Source organism: Pseudomonas wuhanensis, from assembly GCF_030687395.1.
GTDB classification, from domain to species: Bacteria; Pseudomonadota; Gammaproteobacteria; order Pseudomonadales; family Pseudomonadaceae; genus Aquipseudomonas; species Aquipseudomonas wuhanensis.
The window spans coordinates 2,181,302-2,200,701 of the sequence record NZ_CP117430.1 but is presented as its reverse complement, the minus strand read 5'-3'; the positions used below and the strand labels follow the sequence as shown (position 1 = coordinate 2,200,701).

The window sequence follows — 19,400 nt, the reverse complement described above, 5'->3', positions numbered from 1 at the left end:
GCTTCATTCACCGATCAGACCGAAGCCTGACCTTCAGCCAGGAAGAACCAGGTTTCCAGCACGGAATCGGGGTTCAGCGAAACGCTTTCGATGCCCTGCTCCATCAGCCACTTGGCCAGATCCGGGTGGTCCGAAGGACCCTGACCGCAGATGCCGATGTATTTGCCAGCCTTGTTGCACGCCTGAATAGCATTGGCCAACAGCTTCTTGACCGCAGGATTTCGCTCGTCGAACAGGTGCGCGATGATCCCGGAGTCACGGTCCAGGCCCAGGGTGAGCTGGGTCAGGTCGTTGGAGCCGATGGAGAAGCCGTCGAAGAACTCGAGGAACTCTTCAGCCAGGATCGCGTTGGACGGCAGTTCGCACATCATGATCACGCGCAGACCGTTTTCGCCACGGGCCAGACCGTTTTCGGCCAGCAGGTCAACGACCTGGCTCGCTTCGCCCAGGGTACGGACGAACGGCACCATGATTTCAACGTTGGTCAGGCCCATCTCGTTGCGCACGCGCTTGAGGGCACGGCACTCGAGCTCGAAGCAGTCGCGGAACGATTCGCTGATGTAACGCGAAGCACCACGGAAGCCCAGCATCGGGTTCTCTTCTTCCGGCTCGTAGAGTTTGCCGCCAATCAGGTTCGCGTATTCGTTGGACTTGAAGTCCGACAGGCGCACGATGACCTTTTTCGGCCAGAACGCTGCCGCCAGGGTGCTGATGCCCTCGACCAGTTTCTCGACATAGAAGCCGACCGGGTCGTTGTAACCGGCAATGCGCTTGTCGACGCTGTCCTTGATTTCTTGCGGCAGGCCGTCGTAGTTCAACAGCGCTTTGGGATGCACGCCAATCATGCGGTTGATGATGAATTCCAGACGGGCCAGGCCCACACCGGCGTTCGGCAGCTGCGCGAAATCGAAGGCGCGGTCCGGGTTGCCGACGTTCATCATGATCTTGAACGGCAGATCCGGCATGGCATCCACAGAGTTTTTCTTGATGTCGAAGCCCAGTTCGCCTTCGAAGATGTAACCGGTGTCGCCTTCAGCGCAAGAAACGGTCACGCCCTGGCCGTCTTTCAACAGCTGGGTGGCGTTGCCGCAACCGACCACGGCCGGGATGCCCAGCTCGCGAGCGATGATCGCCGCGTGGCAGGTACGACCGCCACGGTTGGTGACGATGGCGCTGGCGCGCTTCATGACCGGTTCCCAGTCCGGGTCGGTCATGTCGGAAACCAGAACGTCGCCCGGCTGGACTTTATCCATCTCGGACACGTCCTTGATGATCCGCACCTTGCCGGCGCCGATGCGCTGGCCGATGGCGCGACCTTCAACCAGCACGGTGCCGGTTTCTTTCAACAGATAGCGTTCCATGACGTTGGCCGAGGTACGGCTCTTCACGGTTTCAGGACGGGCCTGAACGATGTAGAGCTTGCCGTCGTCGCCATCTTTGGCCCATTCGATGTCCATCGGGCACTTGTAGTGCTTTTCGATGATCATCGCTTGCTTGGCCAGTTCACTGACTTCGGCGTCGGTCAGGCAGAAACGGGCGCGATCCGCCTTGTCCACGTCGATGGTCTTGACCGATTTACCGGCCGTGGCGACTTCGCCGTAGATCATCTTGATGGCTTTGCTGCCCAGGTTGCGACGCAGGATGGCCGGACGACCGGCTTGCAGCGTGCCTTTGTGGACATAGAATTCATCCGGGTTCACCGCGCCTTGTACGACGGTTTCACCCAGGCCGTAAGCGCCGGTGATGAACACCACGTCACGGAAGCCCGATTCGGTATCGAGGGTGAACATCACGCCGGCGGTGCCGGTTTCGGAGCGGACCATGCGCTGCACACCGGCCGACAGTGCCACCAGCTTGTGGTCGAAGCCCTGGTGGACGCGGTAGGAAATCGCACGGTCGTTGAACAGGGAAGCGAACACCTCTTTGGCGGCGCGAATAACGTTTTCGACACCACGGATGTTCAGGAAGGTTTCCTGCTGGCCGGCGAAGGAAGCGTCCGGCAAGTCTTCGGCGGTAGCGGAAGAGCGCACGGCCACGGCCATGTCAGGGTTGCCGGCCGACAGCGTGGCGAACGCGGTGCGGATCTCGGCGTTGAGCTTCTCGGGGAACTCGGCTTCCATGATCCATTGACGGATCTGGGCACCGGTTTTGGCCAGGGCGTTGACGTCGTCGACATCCAGCGCGTCGAGGGCGGCGTGGATCTGATCGTTCAGACCGCTCAGTTCCAGAAAATCACGATACGCCTGAGCTGTCGTGGCGAAGCCACCGGGCACCGATACACCGGCACCTGCAAGGTTACTGATCATCTCGCCCAGGGATGCGTTCTTGCCCCCCACATGCTCTACATCATGGACGCCGAGCTTATCGAGGGAAACTACGTACTCTACCAAGGTGATCTCTCCACTAACTGTGTTGGAAAAGCTCAGAAGCCGGCGACTCGGGGGAGCATTTGCCGGCTGTATGGCCTGGACCTGGAAAATAAGTGAGAATGCTGGCCACTGGCGGCCGACAAATCGCGCCTACTATATCCAAGAATCGTCACAAGTGTCCTGTGTTGCAAATGCGTTCCTTTTTGGCGAGTGACTGTTGTTGCCAGACAAGGCGCCGCGACGAGTCATAGCTGGCTATGGCGAGGAGCGGCAACGCAGTATGGCGACAACAGCCGCCGTCAAAAGGGAACGCATTTGTGACACAGGACACTCACTTAAGGCCCAAGGTGCAAATGAAACGATCTGCTTTCTTTATCTCCGATGGCACGGGCATTACGGCCGAAACCCTCGGTCAAAGCCTGTTGGCGCAGTTCGAAAACATTACCTTCAGCAAAATCACGCGGCCCTACATCGACAACGCGGATAAAGCGCGGGCCATGGTACAACAAATCAACAAAGCCGCCGAAAACGATGGTTTTCGTCCGATTATTTTCGACACCATCGTCAATCAGGACATTCGTGAGATCCTCGCAACGTCCAATGGTTTCATGATTGACATTTTCTCGACCTTCCTCGCTCCGCTGGAACAGGAACTGACCGAGCATTCTTCCTACACCGTCGGCAAATCCCACTCCATCGGTGGCAACTCCAATTACATGGAGCGCATCGAGGCGGTGAACTTCGCCCTCGACAACGACGATGGTGCGCGCACGCACTATTACGACAAAGCCGACCTGATACTAGTAGGCGTGTCGCGCTGTGGTAAAACCCCGACGTGTTTGTACATGGCCATGCAATTCGGCATCCGCGCAGCCAATTACCCGTTGACCGAAGACGACATGGAGCGCCTGCAACTGCCAACCGCCCTGCGCGCCCATCATCACAAGCTGTTTGGCCTGACCATCGACCCGGACCGCCTCACCGCGATCCGCAACGAACGCAAGCCCAACAGCCGCTATTCGAGCTACGCACAGTGCGAATTCGAAGTGCGCGAGGTGGAGAATCTGTTTCGCCGCGAGAACATTGCCCACATCAATTCCACGCATTTCTCTGTGGAAGAAATCTCAGCGAAGATTTTAGTAGAGAAAGGTGTGGAGCGGCGGTTCAAATAAATTTTCGGCGCCTGCTCCACAGCCATCGCGGCATAGGTATCTACACATCTCTAAAGTCTTCGGCTGGCCACCCAGCCGATGGCCTCTTTAGCAAAACCCGCCAGTTCCTGGGGCGTGTATTGCTCCAATGTCTCGCACATGGCCAAAAGCATGTATAAACCGGCCAGCAGCGCGGAAGCCGTCACCGGCTGCGAGCGCTTCATCTGTCGACCAGACAGACGGACCAAAAAATCCCGTGTTTGCTCAGCGAACTCCCCCTTAGCCCGCATCAGACGCCAACTGACAGCACATGCCTGACTGGCGATCAACAGCCGTTTGAACACCGCTTCACCGCTCTCTTGCTGCCAGTTTTCCAGCTGATGCCCACCCCCTTTAAGCAGTTTGAAGTAGGACTCGATACGCCAGCGCCAGTAATACCAGAGCGCCAATCGTTCATCTGCGACCTCTTGCTCAAGGTTGCTCAGCAAATACCATTCGGCCAGCAGGTGACCATCGGCTCCCAGTATTCGGCTCACGACGAGCCGGGCCGGCAACGGCTCACCAGACTTGCGCAGCGTCTTGCGGTCGGCCCTGTCTTTGGTGAAAGGCTGGGCTTGGCGAGTCAGCACGACGGCGGTTTCTCCCACCCATTGAATGGCCGGTTTTCCTTTGTAGTCCACCTTGCGAGTTTTGCGGTAGGTCATCTCGCGAGCAATTTGACTCAGGGCCCTCGATTGACCTGCATGACTGGCCGTGGAACCGGCCTTGACTCGCACCAGCCATTGCCGACCCTCGGCCTGCCATTGCCTCAGGTGAGCGACCGAATCAGCCTCTCGATCCACGATATGGACAAGCGGCTTGGCAAAATTCTGCTGTTCCAGCCAAGTGATACGTTGTGTCAGTTCATGCAGATGCTTCTCAGGGGCCAGCACTTCTTCGGCTCGCGTGCTGAGCACGCCGTCCTTGGTCGCCAGATTTTGAGCGGGAGTACAGATCGGTGCACCGTCACGGTCGGTGACTAGCAGGCTGCTTTGCAGCTCGTAACCGATGTGCCCCGGTGGTCATTTGCAGGCGATCAGCCTTGCTGTGGTGGTGCATGTAATTGAGCCGAGACCAATCGTGCATGACCAGCGCGTAATCATCACAGTCATCCCGACAACCCTCGTGGGCCAGCGCCAGCAGCGGTTTAACCAGGTCAACGGGCCGAACCCGGTCATTGCTCAAAAATCGCCAAAGGGCTTGCGTCTGTGCAAAAGCCTTGTCGCTTCGCGGCAAGGCTTTCATCCCGGCGGCCAGCGCCGGTAGTCCATTACTGTGTCCCATGACTAACTCGTCGTATCGTTTTGTCAGTCGGGCATCTAGCCCGGTCATTTGATATCCATGCCGTCCCTTTATAGACCAGGATCGGGAGATGTGTAGATACCTATGGCCATCGCGGGCAAGCCCGCTCCCACAGGGATCTGTGTTGAATGCAAAATCTGCAAACAATGGAGAACCTGTGGGAGCGGGCTTGCCCGCGATAGAACGATGACGCGGTGTAACTAGATCACAAACAAATCCACAAACCGGTTCACAGGCGTCGCCTCCAGCGCAGCCTGGTCTTTGCACAGCGCAAAGATTTCGGCACTCCGCTGAGCCGTAAATCGCGTCGCCAGATTGACCTTGAACTTCTCTTCCAACAACGGAATTCCGTCGGTGCGACGACGGCGATGGCCGATCGGGTATTCCACTACCACGTTCTCGGTGCTGGAGCCGTCCTTGAAGAACACCTGCACCGCATTGGCGATGGAGCGCTTGTCCGGCTCCAGGTATTCGCGGGTGAAGCGCGGGTCTTCGACGATGACCATTTTGTCGCGCAGCACGTCGATGATCGGATGCACCGCGTGGAAGTCATCTTCGTACTGTTCGGCCACCAGATTACCGAACACCAATGGCACCGCGGTCATGTACTGGAGGCAGTGATCGCGGTCCGCAGCGTTGGCCAGCGGGCCGACCTTGGAGATGATGCGGATCGCCGATTCGTGGGTGGTGATGACGATCCTGTCGATTTCGTGCAGACGGTTCCTGACCAATGGATGCAAGGTGACGGCGGCCTCGCAGGCGGTTTGCGCGTGAAACTCGGCGGGAAAGCTGATCTTGAACAGCACATTTTCCATCACATAACTGCCGAACGGCCGGGAAAAGCTGAAGGCACGTTTGTCTTCAGGCTTGAGCGCCAGGTCATTGTTGGTATGGCTGAACAGTACGTCGTAGAACCCCCATTGCTTGGCGGTCAGTACACCGGGAATGCCCATTTCCCCGCGCATCGCAATGTCCGCCAGACGCACGCCACGGCTGGATGCGTCCCCTGCTGCCCAGGATTTGCGCGACCCGGCATTTGGCGCATGCCGGTAAGTACGCAGCGCCTGGCCGTCGGCAAAGGCATGGGACAACGCCGACAGCAGTTGCTCGCGATTGGCGCCCATGAGCTTGGCGGTGACGGCGGTCGAGGCGACTTTCACCAGGATGACGTGATCGATGCCAACGCGGTTGAAAGAGTTTTCCAGCGCAATCACACCTTGAATCTCGTGAGCCATGATCATGGCTTCCAACACCACGCGAAGGGTCAGCGGTGCGTCGCCATTGGCCAGGCGTTTTTGCGACAGGTGGTCGGCCACTGCGAGAATGGCGCCGAGGTTATCGGACGGATGCCCCCACTCGGCGGCGAGCCAGGTGTCGTTGTAGTCGAGCCAGCGGACGATGCAGCCAATGTCCCACGCGGCTTTGACCGGATCGAGACGATAACTGGTCCCCGGCACGCGAGCACCGAAGGGAACGACAGTGCCTTCGACGATGGGTCCCAGGTGTTTGGTGCATTCGGGAAAACGCAGGGCCAGCAGACCGCAGCCGAGGGTGTCCATCAGGCAATTGCGCGCGGTATCCAGCGCCTCGGTAGATTCGATTTTGAAGTTGAGGACATAGTCAGCGATGTCCTGCAGGACCGTGTCGTAGTCGGGGCGGTTGTTCAGGTCGACGTTGGCGCTCATGTTCGATTCACTCGGTCAGTGGTTCGCTGATGGGACCTCGGTTCAGGATCAATCTTAGTGGGTGACACCATTCCTGTTATTGAAATGCAGTCCACTGTGGGAGCGGGCTTGCCCGCGATGGCGGTGTATCAGCCAACATAGATGTTGAATGTGAAGGCCTCATCGCGGGCAAGCCCGCTTCCACAGGGTTTTCGGTGACGTCTACATTTATTTCAGAAAGAATCTCCTGGCACACGCACAAAGCCTTCCATCAACACCCGCGCACTGCGGCTCATGATGGCTTTGTTCACGGTCCATTCCCCGTTGACCCGGCTGGCCTCGGCGCCCACGCGCAAGGTGCCGGAGGGATGACCGAAGCGCACCGCGTTGCGCTCGATGCCACCCGCCGCCAGGTTCACCAACGTGCCGGAAATCGCCGCAGCCGTGCCGATGGCCACCGCTGCCGTGCCCATCATCGCGTGGTGCAGTTTGCCCATGGACAGCGCACGCACCAGCAAGTCAATGTCGGCGGCTGCAATCGCCTTGCCGCTGGACGCAATGTAATCCGCAGGTGGGGCGACGAACGCCACCTTCGGCGTGTGCTGACGCTTGGCCGCTTCGTCCAGGTGCTGGATCAGCCCCATGCGCAACGCGCCGTAAGCGCGGATGGTTTCGAACATCGCCAGGGCCTTCAGGTCGCCGTTGATCGCTCCCTGCAATTCGGTACCGGTGTAGCCGATGTCTTCGGCATTGATGAAAATAGTCGGGATCCCGGCGTTGATCAGGGTGGCTTTGAGCGTTCCGACGCCCGGTACTTCGAGGTCATCCACGAGGTTGCCGGTGGGGAACATCGAACCACCGCCCCCCTCTTCTTCCGCTGCCGGGTCCATGAATTCGAGCTGCACTTCGGCCGCCGGAAAGGTCACGCCGTCGAGTTCGAAATCGCCGGTTTCCTGGACCTCACCGTTGGTGATCGGCACATGGGCGATGATGGTCTTGCCGATGTTGGCCTGCCATACGCGCACCACCGCCACACCGTTGTGCGGAATGCGGCTGGCGTCCACCAGGCCATTGCTGATGGCGAACGAACCGACCGCCGCGGACAGGTTGCCGCAGTTGCCGCTCCAGTCAACGAAAGGCTTGTCGATGGAGACCTGACCGAACAGGTAATCGACGTCGTGATCGGCCTTGATGCTCTTCGACAAGATCACGGTTTTGCTGGTGCTGGACGTTGCACCGCCCATGCCGTCGATTTGCTTGTCGTAAGGGTCGGGGCTGCCGATCACTCGAAGCAATAACGCATCGCGAGCCGGGCCGGGAATCTGCGCCGCTTCGGGCAGGTCCTTCAGGCTGAAGAACACGCCTTTACTGGTGCCGCCGCGCATGTAGGTGGCGGGGATTTTGATTTGAGGTGCGTGAGCCATATTGATCCTTGTCGGCCAGCGCGGGACTTTAAATCCCGCGCTGGCTCATCGTGTTAAACGGCAACCGCCGATTCTTCGAGGAAGTCTTGAGCGAAACGCTGCAACACGCCGCCAGCCTCGTAGATCGACACTTCTTCAGCGGTGTCGAGGCGGCAGGTCACCGGCACTTCGACGCGTTCGCCATTCTTGCGATTGATCACCAGCGTCAGCGTCGCACGCGGGGTGCGTTCGCCAATCACGTCGTAGGTTTCGCTGCCGTCGATGGCCAGGGTGTGGCGATCGGTGCCCGGCTGGAATTCCAGCGGCAACACGCCCATGCCCACCAGGTTGGTGCGGTGAATGCGCTCGAAACCTTCGGCGGCAATCGCTTCCACACCTGCAAGACGCACACCTTTGGCCGCCCAGTCCCGGGACGAACCCTGACCATAGTCGGCGCCGGCGATGATGATCAGCGGCTGCTTGCGCTCCATGTAGGTTTCGATGGCTTCCCACATGCGCATCACTTTGCCTTCCGGCTCGACCCGCGCCAGGGAACCCTGCTTGACCTTGCCGTTTTCCTGAACCATTTCATTGAACAGTTTCGGATTGGCGAAGGTTGCGCGCTGCGCGGTCAAGTGGTCACCGCGGTGCGTGGCGTAGGAGTTGAAGTCTTCTTCCGGCAGGCCCATTTTCGCCAGGTATTCGCCCGCCGCGCTGTCGAGCATGATCGCGTTGGAAGGCGACAGGTGATCGGTGGTGATGTTGTCCGGCAGCACCGCCAGCGGGCGCATGCCTTTGAGCGGACGAGCGCCGGCCAGCGCGCCTTCCCAATACGGCGGACGACGGATGTAGGTGCTCATTTCGCGCCAGTCATACAGCGGCGTGACCTTCGGACCGGTGTCTTCGTGGATGGCGAACATCGGAATGTACACCTGGCGGAACTGCTCTGGTTTCACCGAGGCCTTGACCACCGCGTCGATTTCTTCGTCGCTCGGCCAGATGTCTTTCAGGCGGATTTCCTTGCCGTTCGCGTCCAGGCCCAGGACATCTTTTTCGATGTCGAAACGAATGGTGCCGGCGATGGCGTAAGCCACCACCAATGGCGGCGAAGCCAGGAACGCGTTTTTGGCGTACGGGTGAATCCGCCCGTCGAAGTTGCGGTTACCGGACAGCACGGCGGTGGCGTACAGGTCGCGGTCGATGATTTCCTGTTGGATCACTGGGTCCAGCGCGCCCGACATACCGTTGCACGTGGTGCAGGCGAAGGCCACGACGCCGAAGCCGAGTTGCTCCAGTTCTTTGGTCAGGCCGGCTTCATCCAGATACAGCGCCACGGTTTTCGAACCCGGCGCCAGCGAGGATTTGACCCACGGCTTGCGGGTCAGCCCGAGCTTGTTGGCATTGCGCGCCAGCAGACCTGCGGCAATCACGTTGCGCGGGTTGCTGGTGTTGGTGCAACTGGTGATGGCGGCGATGATCACCGCGCCGTCCGGCATTTGACCCGGTACGTCTTCCCACTTCCCGGAGATGCCTTTCGCCGCCAGATCCGAAACCGCTACACGGGCGTGCGGGTTGCTCGGGCCAGCCATGTTGCGCACCACCGAGGACAGGTCGAACGTCAGGCCTCGCTCGTATTGCGCGCCTTTCAGGCTGTCAGCCCAGAGACCGGTTTGCTTGGCGTAATTCTCGACCAACTGCACTTGCTCGTCTTCACGGCCGGTGAGTTTCAGGTAGTCGATGGTCTGCTGGTCGATGTAGAACATTGCCGCCGTGGCGCCGTATTCCGGGGCCATGTTGGAAATGGTCGCGCGGTCGCCCAGGGTCAGCGCGGAAGCACCTTCACCGAAAAACTCCAGCCACGCGCCGACGACTTTTTGTTTGCGCAGGTATTCGGTCAGCGCCAGCACCATGTCGGTGGCGGTGATGCCCGGTTGCAGCTTGCCAGTAAGTTCGACGCCAACGCTTTCCGGCAAACGCATCCACGATGCGCGCCCGAGCATCACGCTCTCCGCTTCCAGACCACCAACACCAATAGCAATCACGCCCAGCGCATCGACGTGCGGGGTGTGACTGTCGGTGCCGACGCAGGTATCGGGGAAGGCCACGCCGTCACGCACCTGAATCACCGGCGACATTTTCTCCAGATTGATCTGGTGCATGATCCCGTTACCGGGCGGGATCACGTCGACGTTCTTGAAGGCTTTTTTGGTCCAGTTGATGAAGTGGAAACGGTCTTCGTTGCGACGGTCTTCGATGGCGCGGTTCTTTTCAAACGCCTCGGGATCGAAGCCACCGCGTTCAACGGCCAAGGAATGGTCGACGATCAACTGAGTCGGCACCACCGGATTCACTTGCGCCGGATCGCCGCCTTGCAGGGCGATGGCATCGCGCAGACCGGCGAGGTCCACCAGGGCGGTCTGACCAAGAATGTCATGGCACACCACGCGGGCTGGAAACCAAGGGAAGTCGAGATCGCGCTTGCGTTCGATGAATTGCTTCAGGGATTCAGTGAGCGTGGCCGGGTCACAGCGACGCACAAGGTTTTCCGCCAACACGCGGGAGGTGTACGGCAGGGTGTCGTAGGCGCCAGGCGCAATGGCATCGACCGCCGCGCGGACGTCGAAATAATCCAGATGGCTGCCGGGCAGCGGTTTGCGGAATTCAGTGTTCATCGTCAGGACTCGGTCACGGTGGTTACAAAAGGTGGGCGCCTGGCGCAGCTATTGAAGCAAACACACTCCACTGTGGGAGCGGGCTTGCCCGCGATAGCGGTGTATCAGTCGACATCAATGTTGGATGTCAGTCCGTCATCGCGGGCAAGCCCGCTCCCACAGGGTTATTCGTTGCACCCAATAACCGGCACCGGCGCCCTCCCCCAGTCAGCGTTGTTCGATTGGCACGAACTTGCGCTGTTCGACGCCGACGTATTCGGCGCTCGGGCGGATGATGCGGTTGTTGGCACGTTGCTCGAACACGTGGGCCGCCCAGCCGGTCAGGCGTGAGCAGACGAAGATCGGTGTGAACAACTTGGTCGGGATGCCCATGAAGTGGTACGTCGAGGCGTGGTAGAAGTCAGCGTTCGGGAACAATTTCTTCTGTTCCCACATGGTTGCGTCGATGGCTTCTGAGACCGGGAACAACACCGTGTCGCCCACTTCGTCGGCGAGTTTTTTCGACCAGCCCTTGATCACCTCGTTGCGCGGATCGTTGTCCTTATAGATCGCATGACCAAAGCCCATGATCTTGTCTTTGCGCGCGAGCATCTCGAGGGTGCCCTCGACCGCCTCTTCCGGCGAGCTGAAGCGCTCGATCATTTCCATCGCCGCTTCGTTGGCGCCGCCGTGCAGCGGGCCGCGCAGGGAACCGATGGCGGCGGTGACGCAGGAAAACAGATCCGACAGGGTCGAGGCGCACACCCGGGCGGTGAAGGTCGAGGCATTGAATTCGTGTTCCGCGTAAAGGATCAGCGAAACGTTCATCACCTTGGCGTGCAATTCGCTCGGCTTCTTGTCGTGCAACAAGTGCAGGAAATGGCCGCCGATACAGGCTTCATCGGTCACGCAGTTGATGCGTTTACCGTCGTGGCTGAAGCGGTACCAGTAGCACATGATCGCCGGGAACGCGGCCAGCAGGCGGTCGGTCTTGTCGTGCTGCTCGGAGAAGTCTTTCTCCGGCTCGATGTTGCCCAAGAACGAGCAGCCGGTGCGCATCACATCCATCGGATGGGCGTCGGCGGGGATGCGTTCCAGCACTTCTTTGAGCGCTTGCGGCAGGTCGCGCAGCTTGCTCAGTTTCTGGGTGTAGGCAGCGAGTTGTGCCTTGGTTGGCAGTTCGCCGTACAGCAGCAGGTAAGCCACTTCTTCAAATTGTGCGTCAGCCGCCAGTTCGCGAACGTCGTAGCCGCGATAGGTCAGGCCGGCGCCCGACTGGCCCACGGTGGACAGTGCGGTTTGCCCGGCTACCTGGCCACGGAGCCCGGCGCCACTGAGTACTTTTGCTTCGGCCATTGCTGTCTCCAGTTTTCTTGAATTTGTTGGGGAAACTTGTAGGAGCGAAGCTTGCTCGCAAAAGCGGTGCCTCAGACGACATTGATTTTGAATGTCAGTCTGTCTTCGCGAGCAAGCTTCGCTCCTACAGGGCTTTCATTACTTCTTCGCAGCAAACAACGCATCGAGCTTTTGCTCGAAGGTGTGGTAATCGATGCGATCGTAAAGCTCCATGCGCGTCTGCATGGTGTCGATGACATTCTGTTGCGTGCCGTCGCGGCGGATCGCGGTATAGACATTTTCCGCGGCTTTGTTCATCGCACGAAACGCCGACAGCGGGTACAACACCAGCGACACGTCGGCAGCGGCAAGCTGCTCGGTGGTGTACAGCGGCGTCGCGCCGAATTCGGTGATGTTGGCCAGGATCGGCGCCTTCACGCGGCTGGCGAACAGTTTGTACATCTCAAGCTCGGTGATCGCTTCCGGGAACACCATGTCGGCGCCGGCTTCGATGCACGCGGCGGCGCGATCCAGCGCAGACTCCAGACCTTCCACCGCCAGGGCGTCGGTGCGGGCCATGATCACGAAGCTGTCGTCGGTGCGCGCATCGACGGCCGCTTTGATGCGGTCGACCATTTCCTGCTGCGAGACGATCTCTTTATTCGGACGGTGACCACAGCGCTTGGCGCCGACCTGGTCTTCGATGTGAATCGCCGCCGCGCCGAACTTGATCATCGACTTCACGGTACGGGCGACGTTGAACGCCGAGGAACCGAAACCGGTGTCCACGTCCACCAACAGTGGCAAGTCGCAGACGTCAGTGATGCGACGCACGTCGGTCAGCACGTCATCCAGACCGGTAATCCCCAGGTCCGGCACGCCCAGGGAGCCGGCAGCCACCCCGCCACCCGACAGGTAAATAGCCTTGAAACCGGCGCGCTTGGCCAGCAGTGCGTGGTTGGCGTTGATCGTGCCGACCACTTGCAGCGGATGTTCGCTGGCGACCGCATCGCGGAAACGCTGGCCTGGAGTGTTCTTGTTGGAACTCATGACTCACCTCGTTCAGTGGCTGTCGGGTTAGCGCCGTCCTGGTAGTGACGGGCAATATTGCGTTTGGAGGCGCCGATATGACGGCGCATCAACAACTCGGCCAATTCACCGTCACGGTCGGCGATGGCATCGAGAATTCGGTGGTGTTCGGCAAACGCCTGGCGCGGCCGATTGGGCGTGGTGGAAAACTGGATGCGGTACATGCGCACGAGTTGATAGAGCTCACCGCACAGCATCTGGGTCAGTGTGCGGTTGCCGCTGCCCTGGATGATCCGGTAATGAAAGTCGAAATCGCCTTCCTGCTGGTAGTAACCGACGCCTGCCTGAAACGCCGCATCGCGCTCATGGGTTTCGAGCACACGGCGCAGTTCGTCGATTTCTTCGACCGTCATGCGTTCAGCCGCCAGACGGCACGCCATGCCCTCCAGGGACTCGCGAATTTCGTAGAGTTCCAGCAATTCGGCGTGGCTCAGCGACACCACCCTCGCCCCGACGTGCGGCACGCGAACCAGCAGGCGCTGGCCTTCCAGACGGTGAATGGCCTCACGCAGCGGCCCGCGGCTAATGCCGTAGGTACGCGCCAGCTCCGGCTCGGAGATCTTGCTGCCCGGGGCGATCTCACCTTTGACGATGGCCGCCTGAATGCGTCGGAAGACGTTTTCGGAAAGTGTTTCCGAGTCGTCCTGAACTGTGACCGGGGGATCGAGTTGATCCAGCATATTGTCGACACCTTGAAAACCAATGCCGCAAAAACTAGCGAATATGGCCGGTTACGTCAAAGGATAAATCGATATTGTCGACAATCGTCTAATAACCTGCTGCACCATAAGGAAGCAACACCTCAAGTTATAGCCGTCGGCCAACGCTGGCGCCATAAACCCACCGTGCTAGAATGCCGCCCGCATTTGCTTGTCATCTGCATTGCCTGTCATAAAAAGCGGATAGGCATACGAGGGAGCTTGTGCAGCAATGCCAGGGCCTTGAATTGAAGAACGGACCGCTGCGCACCAGGATTTATGAGACTCAAGCTCTTCACCACATTCCTTTGTCTTTTTGGCCTGCCAGGTTTCGCCGCGGCAGGGGAAAAGACTGTGTACGGCCTCAATGAGTACGCTTCGCTGGATGGCATCAATCTGGAAGTCGCCGCCAAACTCGACACCGGAGCGAAAACCGCTTCGCTGAGTGCCCGCGACATCAAACGTTTCAAACGCAATGGCGAATCCTGGGTGCGCTTCTATCTGGCTATCGACGCCGCGCATTCGCACCCGATCGAACGACCGCTGGCCCGTGTCAGCAAGATCAAGCGCCGGGCCGGTGACTACGACCCGGAAGAAGGCAAGAAGTACACCGCCCGTCCGGTCATTGAGCTGGATATCTGCATGGGTTCGGCTTTACGCAGCATCGAAGTGAACTTGACTGACCGCAGTGCCTTCCAATACCCGCTCTTGATCGGCTCCGAAGCTCTCAAACGTTTCGATGCGCTGGTCGACCCCAGTCTTAAATACGCTGCTGGCAAACCCGCCTGCGCCACCGACGCACATACCGCAGAGTAATTCCAATGCGCTCTCTTACCCTCCATCTGAAACTGCTGATCGCCATCCTGGTGGTGCTGGGCATTTCAGTTACGGCCTATCAGATTTTCGTGCTCGGAATTCCGGTGACCGAAGACGCTACCGACGACTTGTGGAACATCGACGCCAAGGTCGAGTTCGTCGCCAATGCCAAAGACCCGATCAAGATCCAGATGTTCGTGCCGCCGCTGAGCCGCGACTACGTGAGCCTCAACGAGAGTTTCATTTCCAATAATTACGGCGTGGCGGTGAACCGTGCCGACGGTAACCGCAAGGTCACCTGGTCGGCGCGCCGCGCCAAGGGCAACCAGACCCTTTATTACCGACTGGTGCTGACCAAGCGCTACAGCGGCGAAAAATCCAAGGTCAAAGGCCCGACCTTCCGCGACAGCATCGCCGTCGAAGGCCCTGAAAAAATCGCCGCCGAAGCCTTGCTCGCGCCGATCCGCCAACACTCGGCCGACGTCGAAACCTTCATCGGCGAGGCCATCAAGCGCGTCAACAACCTCAACGACGACAACGTGAAACTGCTGCTGGCCGGCGATCCGTCCACCGTGAACAAAGCCAAAATCGTCGAGCTGGTACTGTCCATCGCCCACGTGCCGGTGGAAAAGGTCCACACCATTCGTCTGGTGGCCGATCAACCACAAATGCCTGAACTCTGGTTGCGCAGCTTCAACGGCACCGACTGGCTGTACTTCAACCCGGAAACCGGCGAACAGGGCCTGCCCACCGACCGCTTGCTGTGGTGGACCGGCGATGAAAACCTGATCACCGTCGATGGTGGCAAGAAAGCCAACGTCACCTTCAGCCTGAACAACAGCGAAATGAACGCCATTCGCCTGGCCAAGCTGACCGACGAAAACTCCGACGCCAACTTCCTCGACTACTCGTTGTATGGCCTGCCGCTGCAAACCCAGCAAACCTTCATGATCATGGTGATGATCCCGATCGGCGTGCTGGTGATCCTGATCCTGCGCAACCTGATCGGCATTCAGACACTCGGCACCTTTACCCCGGTGCTGATCGCCCTCGCCTTCCGGGAAACCCAGCTCGGCTTCGGTATTGTGCTGTTTACAATCATTACGACACTGGGGCTGTCGCTGCGCTCCTACCTTGAACATTTGAAGCTGCAAATGCTGCCGAGGCTGTCGGTGGTGCTGACCTTCGTGGTGGTGCTGATCGCGGCTATCAGCCTGTTCAGCCACAAACTCGGCCTGGAACGCGGGTTGTCAGTGGCGCTGTTCCCGATGGTGATTCTGACCATGACCATCGAACGCCTGTCGATCACCTGGGAAGAGCGCGGCGGCGGCCATGCCATGAAAGTGGCGATCGGCACACTGTTCGCCGCCTCTTTGGCGCATCTGATCATGAGCGTGCCAGAACTGGTGTACTTCGTGTTCACCTTCCCGGCGATCCTGCTGATTCTGGTGGGCTTCATGCTGGCCATGGGTCGCTATCGCGGTTACCGCCTGACCGAACTGGTGCGTTTCAAGGCTTTCCTCAAGAAGGCTGACGCCTGATGTTTGGTCTCTGGAAGACCTGGAAAGCCCTGGAGGCCCGGGGCATCATGGGGATCAATCGGCGCAACGCAGACTACGTGCTCAAGTACAACAAGCGCAGCCTGTACCCGATCGTCGATGATAAGATCATCACCAAGGAGCGCGCCATCGCCGCCGGCATTCACGTGCCGGAGCTGTACGGCGTAATCTCCACCGAGAAGGAAATCGACAACCTCGGCGAGATCATCGGCGGACGCACCGATTTCGTGGTCAAACCGGCTCAGGGCGCCGGCGGTGACGGCATTCTGGTGATCGCCGACCGCTTCGAGGGCCGGTATCGCACGGTGTCGGGCAAGATCATCAGTCACGAGGAAATCGAGCATCAGATTTCCAGCATCCTGACCGGCCTGTACTCGCTCGGCGGTCACCGCGATCGGGCGTTGATCGAATACCGCGTGACCCCGGACCAGATCTTCAAAAGCATCAGCTATGAAGGCGTGCCGGACATTCGCATCATCGTGCTGATGGGCTATCCGGTGATGGCCATGTTGCGCCTGCCGACCCGCCAGTCCGGCGGCAAGGCCAACCTGCACCAGGGCGCCATCGGCGTCGGTGTCGATCTGGCCACTGGCCTGACATTGCGCGGCACCTGGCTGAACAACATCATTAACAAACACCCGGACACCACCAACGCAGTGGACGGCGTGCAACTGCCCTACTGGGACGGTTTCATGAAGCTGGCTGCCGGCTGCTATGAGCTGTGCGGGCTGGGTTACATCGGTGTCGACATGGTGCTCGACCAGGAGAAAGGGCCGCTGATTCTTGAGCTTAACGCCCGGCCCGGGTTGAACATTCAGATCGCCAACGATTGCGGCTTGACGTTACGTACCCACGCGGTCGAAGCGCGGCTGGAAGAATTACAGGCCCGCGGGATAATCGAAACAGCGCAGGAACGCGTGGAGTTCGTTCAGGAAATGTTTGGGCATATTCCTGCGGTTGAGGGTTGATCCGAGACCGAGTCGCTGCCATCGCGAGCAGGCTCGCTCCCACAGGGTTGAGCGTGGTCCTTGTGGGAGCGAGCCTGCTCGCGATGGCTGACTGACAGTCACTGAAGCTCTCAACCTGCCAATCCCCGACATCCCCTCTAGGAGCAAATCCTGCAGAGGACTACAATCGCTCCCCCGCCTCGATGGCTGATCTGCCCCGCCCATGTTGACCTGTTCCGTACACTCGCTGCCCTATCGCGCCAACCCCGCCGAATACTTCGCGGCGATTCGTCATGCCCCCGGTGCCGTGCTGCTCGACAGCGGCCGGCCGAGCGCCGAGCGTGGGCGTTATGACCTGCTCAGCGCCTGGCCGCTGGAGCAACTGGATGTATTACCGGATGAAAGCGGCAACCATTTCCTGCAACGCCTTCGCGACAACCTGACGCGACTCGGCGAAGCCACTGTTCCTTTCAACCTGCCTTTCGCCGGTGGCCTGATCGGTTATCTGAGCTACGACTTCGGCCGGCACCTGGAAAACCTGCCGAGCCAGGCGCGGGATGATCTGCAATTGCCCGACGCACGTTTCGGGCTGTACGACTGGGCACTGATCAGCGATCACCACCTCGCCACCAGCCAACTGGTGTTCCACCCGGCGCTGATCGACAGCGAACGACAGCGGCTGATCGAACTGTTCACTCAGCCTGCACCTCAGAAGATCGAGCCTTTCAAACTGGACGGCCCGATGAATGCCGACCTGAGCGCCGATGACTATCGACAAGCCTTCGAACGCATTCAGCAGTACATCCAGGCCGGCGACTGCTATCAGGTCAACTTCGCCCAGCGCTTTCGTGCGCAATGCCAGGGCGATCCATGGGCCGCGTACTGCGCGCTGCGGGCGGCGTGTCCGACGCCGTTTTCCGGTTTCCAGAGCCTGCCCGACGGCGACGCCGTGCTTAGCCTGTCGCCGGAGCGCTTCGTCAAAGTCAGCGAGCGCCACGTCGAAACCCGCCCGATCAAGGGCACTCGCCCTCGCGGCCTGACTGCCGCTGAAGATGCGGCGAACGCCGCCGAACTGCTGGCCAGCCCCAAGGACCGCGCGGAAAACCTGATGATCGTCGATTTGCTGCGCAATGACCTCGGCCGTACCTGCCGCATCGGCTCAGTGCGGGTGCCGGAGTTGTTCAGTCTGGAAAGCTATCCGAACGTGCATCACCTGGTGAGCAGCGTTACCGGCGAGTTGGCGGATGACAAGGATGCGCTGGATTTGATCGCCGGCAGCTTCCCCGGCGGCTCGATTACCGGCGCGCCGAAGATTCGCGCGATGCAGATCATCGATGAGCTGGAACCTACCCGTCGTGGGTTGTACTGCGGTTCATTGCTGTATCTTGACGTGCGTGGGGAGATGGACAGCTCCATCGCCATTCGCAGCTTGCTGGTCAAGGATGGGCAGGTGTGTTGCTGGGGTGGCGGCGGGATCGTCGCGGATTCGGACTGGCAGGCGGAATATCAGGAATCGATAACCAAGGTGAAGGTGTTGCTCGATACTTTGCGGGACCTCTAAAAGCATCGCGGGCAAGCCCGCTCCCACAGGTTATGTGTCGAGCCACAATTATGCGATCAACACAAATCCTGTGGGAGCGGGCTTGCCCGCGAAGGGGCCATCCCTGACGACTACAAACTCAACGCCCGATTCGAAGCCTTGATGAACTCTTGCTTCAACTCCGCAAAGCTGTGCACCGCCGGGAACTGTGGAAATTCGCGAATCACATTGTCCGGCGCATGGAACAGAATCCCGGCATCGGCCTCGCCCAGCATCGTCGTGTCGTTATAGGAATCCCCCGCCGCGATCACCCGGTAGTAGAGGCTCTTGAACGCCAACACCGACTGACGCTTGGGATCTTTCTGACGCAACTGATAGCCCGTGACCCGACCGGCATCGTCGGTAATCAGACGATGGCAAAGCAAGGTCGGGAAGCCCAGTTGACGCATCAGCGGCTGGGAGAATTCGTAAAAGGTGTCCGACAGAATCACCACCTGAAAGCGCTCACGCAGCCAGTCGACGAATTCGCTGGCGCCGTCCAGAGGCTTGAGCGTGGCGATCACTTCCTGGATGTCGGAAAGCTTCAGGCCGTGCTCGTCGAGAATCCGCAACCGCTGCTTCATCAACACGTCGTAGTCGGGAATGTCCCGAGTGGTGGCCCTGAGGGAGTCGATCCCGGTTTTTTCGGCAAAGGCGATCCAGATTTCCGGGACCAGCACACCTTCAAGATCCAGACAGGCAATTTCCACAAGACACTCCCATTTTGTACTGTTTATTGAGTCGAGCGAGCAAAAGGACTGCCGAACTCTAGCGACTCGCCCTCCTCTGTGCAACGCA

General features: G+C 59.5%; 15 protein-coding genes. 5 read left to right on the top strand and 10 right to left on the bottom strand.

From position 1 onward, the window contains the following. Nucleotides 1-14 precede the first annotated feature (14 nt). Nucleotides 15-2,390 carry a phosphoenolpyruvate synthase gene (ppsA, locus tag PSH88_RS10260; RefSeq protein WP_305426117.1) on the bottom strand — a complete coding sequence of 792 codons (2,376 nt, stop codon included), beginning with the start codon at nucleotides 2,388-2,390 and terminating at the stop codon, nucleotides 15-17. A 332-nt stretch (nucleotides 2,391-2,722) separates the two neighbouring features. On the opposite strand from ppsA, the gene ppsR reads away from it, so the two are divergent. After that, nucleotides 2,723-3,541, top strand: a complete 819-nt coding sequence (ppsR, locus tag PSH88_RS10255; RefSeq protein ID WP_007902088.1) for a posphoenolpyruvate synthetase regulatory kinase/phosphorylase PpsR — start codon at nucleotides 2,723-2,725, stop codon at nucleotides 3,539-3,541. A 50-nt stretch (nucleotides 3,542-3,591) separates the two neighbouring features. Here ppsR and PSH88_RS10250 read toward each other — a convergent pair whose 3' ends face one another. The 8 genes from PSH88_RS10250 to PSH88_RS10215 form a co-directional block, all read right to left on the bottom strand. Next, nucleotides 3,592-4,476 carry a transposase gene (locus PSH88_RS10250; protein WP_305483528.1) on the bottom strand — a complete coding sequence of 295 codons (885 nt, stop codon included), beginning with the start codon at nucleotides 4,474-4,476 and terminating at the stop codon, nucleotides 3,592-3,594. A gap of 49 nt (nucleotides 4,477-4,525) precedes the next feature. Beyond that, the gene (locus PSH88_RS10245; protein ID WP_305483527.1) at nucleotides 4,526-4,891 is read right to left on the bottom strand and encodes a hypothetical protein; all 366 of its coding nucleotides are present in this window, start codon (nucleotides 4,889-4,891) and stop codon (nucleotides 4,526-4,528) included. A 170-nt stretch (nucleotides 4,892-5,061) separates the two neighbouring features. Next, nucleotides 5,062-6,546: a 2-methylcitrate dehydratase gene (gene prpD, locus PSH88_RS10240; RefSeq protein ID WP_305426116.1), complete on the bottom strand. Its 1,485-nt coding sequence runs from the start codon at nucleotides 6,544-6,546 to the stop codon at nucleotides 5,062-5,064. A 212-nt stretch (nucleotides 6,547-6,758) separates the two neighbouring features. Further along, nucleotides 6,759-7,949, bottom strand: coding sequence for a 2-methylaconitate cis-trans isomerase PrpF (prpF, locus tag PSH88_RS10235; protein ID WP_305426114.1), 1,191 nt, complete (start codon nucleotides 7,947-7,949; stop codon nucleotides 6,759-6,761). Between the two features lie 53 nt (nucleotides 7,950-8,002). Next, nucleotides 8,003-10,600 (bottom strand): Fe/S-dependent 2-methylisocitrate dehydratase AcnD, encoded by a 2,598-nt coding sequence (gene acnD / locus PSH88_RS10230; RefSeq protein ID WP_305426113.1) that lies wholly within the window; start codon nucleotides 10,598-10,600, stop codon nucleotides 8,003-8,005. Nucleotides 10,601-10,807: 207 nt separating this feature from the next. Beyond that, the gene (prpC, locus tag PSH88_RS10225; protein WP_305426111.1) at nucleotides 10,808-11,935 is read right to left on the bottom strand and encodes a bifunctional 2-methylcitrate synthase/citrate synthase; all 1,128 of its coding nucleotides are present in this window, start codon (nucleotides 11,933-11,935) and stop codon (nucleotides 10,808-10,810) included. A 138-nt stretch (nucleotides 11,936-12,073) separates the two neighbouring features. Beyond that, the gene (gene prpB / locus PSH88_RS10220; RefSeq protein ID WP_305426109.1) at nucleotides 12,074-12,964 is read right to left on the bottom strand and encodes a methylisocitrate lyase; all 891 of its coding nucleotides are present in this window, start codon (nucleotides 12,962-12,964) and stop codon (nucleotides 12,074-12,076) included. Then, nucleotides 12,961-13,683 carry a GntR family transcriptional regulator gene (locus PSH88_RS10215; protein ID WP_007902102.1) on the bottom strand — a complete coding sequence of 241 codons (723 nt, stop codon included), beginning with the start codon at nucleotides 13,681-13,683 and terminating at the stop codon, nucleotides 12,961-12,963. Before PSH88_RS10215 ends, prpB begins: the two co-directional genes overlap by 4 nt. A gap of 297 nt (nucleotides 13,684-13,980) precedes the next feature. On the opposite strand from PSH88_RS10215, the gene rloA reads away from it, so the two are divergent. The 4 genes from rloA (at nucleotide 13,981) to pabB (ending at nucleotide 18,584) form a co-directional block, all read left to right on the top strand. Continuing rightward, on the top strand, nucleotides 13,981-14,517 hold the full coding sequence (gene rloA / locus PSH88_RS10210) for a retropepsin-like aspartic peptidase RloA (RefSeq protein ID WP_305426108.1): 537 nt from the start codon (nucleotides 13,981-13,983) through the stop codon (nucleotides 14,515-14,517). Nucleotides 14,518-14,522: 5 nt separating this feature from the next. Next, nucleotides 14,523-16,058: an osmotic stress tolerance membrane protein RloB gene (gene rloB, locus PSH88_RS10205; protein WP_305426107.1), complete on the top strand. Its 1,536-nt coding sequence runs from the start codon at nucleotides 14,523-14,525 to the stop codon at nucleotides 16,056-16,058. Beyond that, the gene (locus PSH88_RS10200; RefSeq protein WP_123360058.1) at nucleotides 16,058-17,044 is read left to right on the top strand and encodes an alpha-L-glutamate ligase-like protein; all 987 of its coding nucleotides are present in this window, start codon (nucleotides 16,058-16,060) and stop codon (nucleotides 17,042-17,044) included. Before rloB ends, PSH88_RS10200 begins: the two co-directional genes overlap by 1 nt. Nucleotides 17,045-17,246: 202 nt before the next feature. Next, complete coding sequence (pabB, locus tag PSH88_RS10195) at nucleotides 17,247-18,584, top strand: aminodeoxychorismate synthase component I (RefSeq protein ID WP_305426106.1); 1,338 nt, start codon at nucleotides 17,247-17,249, stop codon at nucleotides 18,582-18,584. A 110-nt stretch (nucleotides 18,585-18,694) separates the two neighbouring features. Here the strand turns inward: pabB and thrH are convergent, their stop codons facing one another. Further along, nucleotides 18,695-19,312 (bottom strand): bifunctional phosphoserine phosphatase/homoserine phosphotransferase ThrH, encoded by a 618-nt coding sequence (gene thrH / locus PSH88_RS10190; RefSeq protein WP_305426105.1) that lies wholly within the window; start codon nucleotides 19,310-19,312, stop codon nucleotides 18,695-18,697. Between the last annotated feature and the right edge of the window lie 88 nt (nucleotides 19,313-19,400).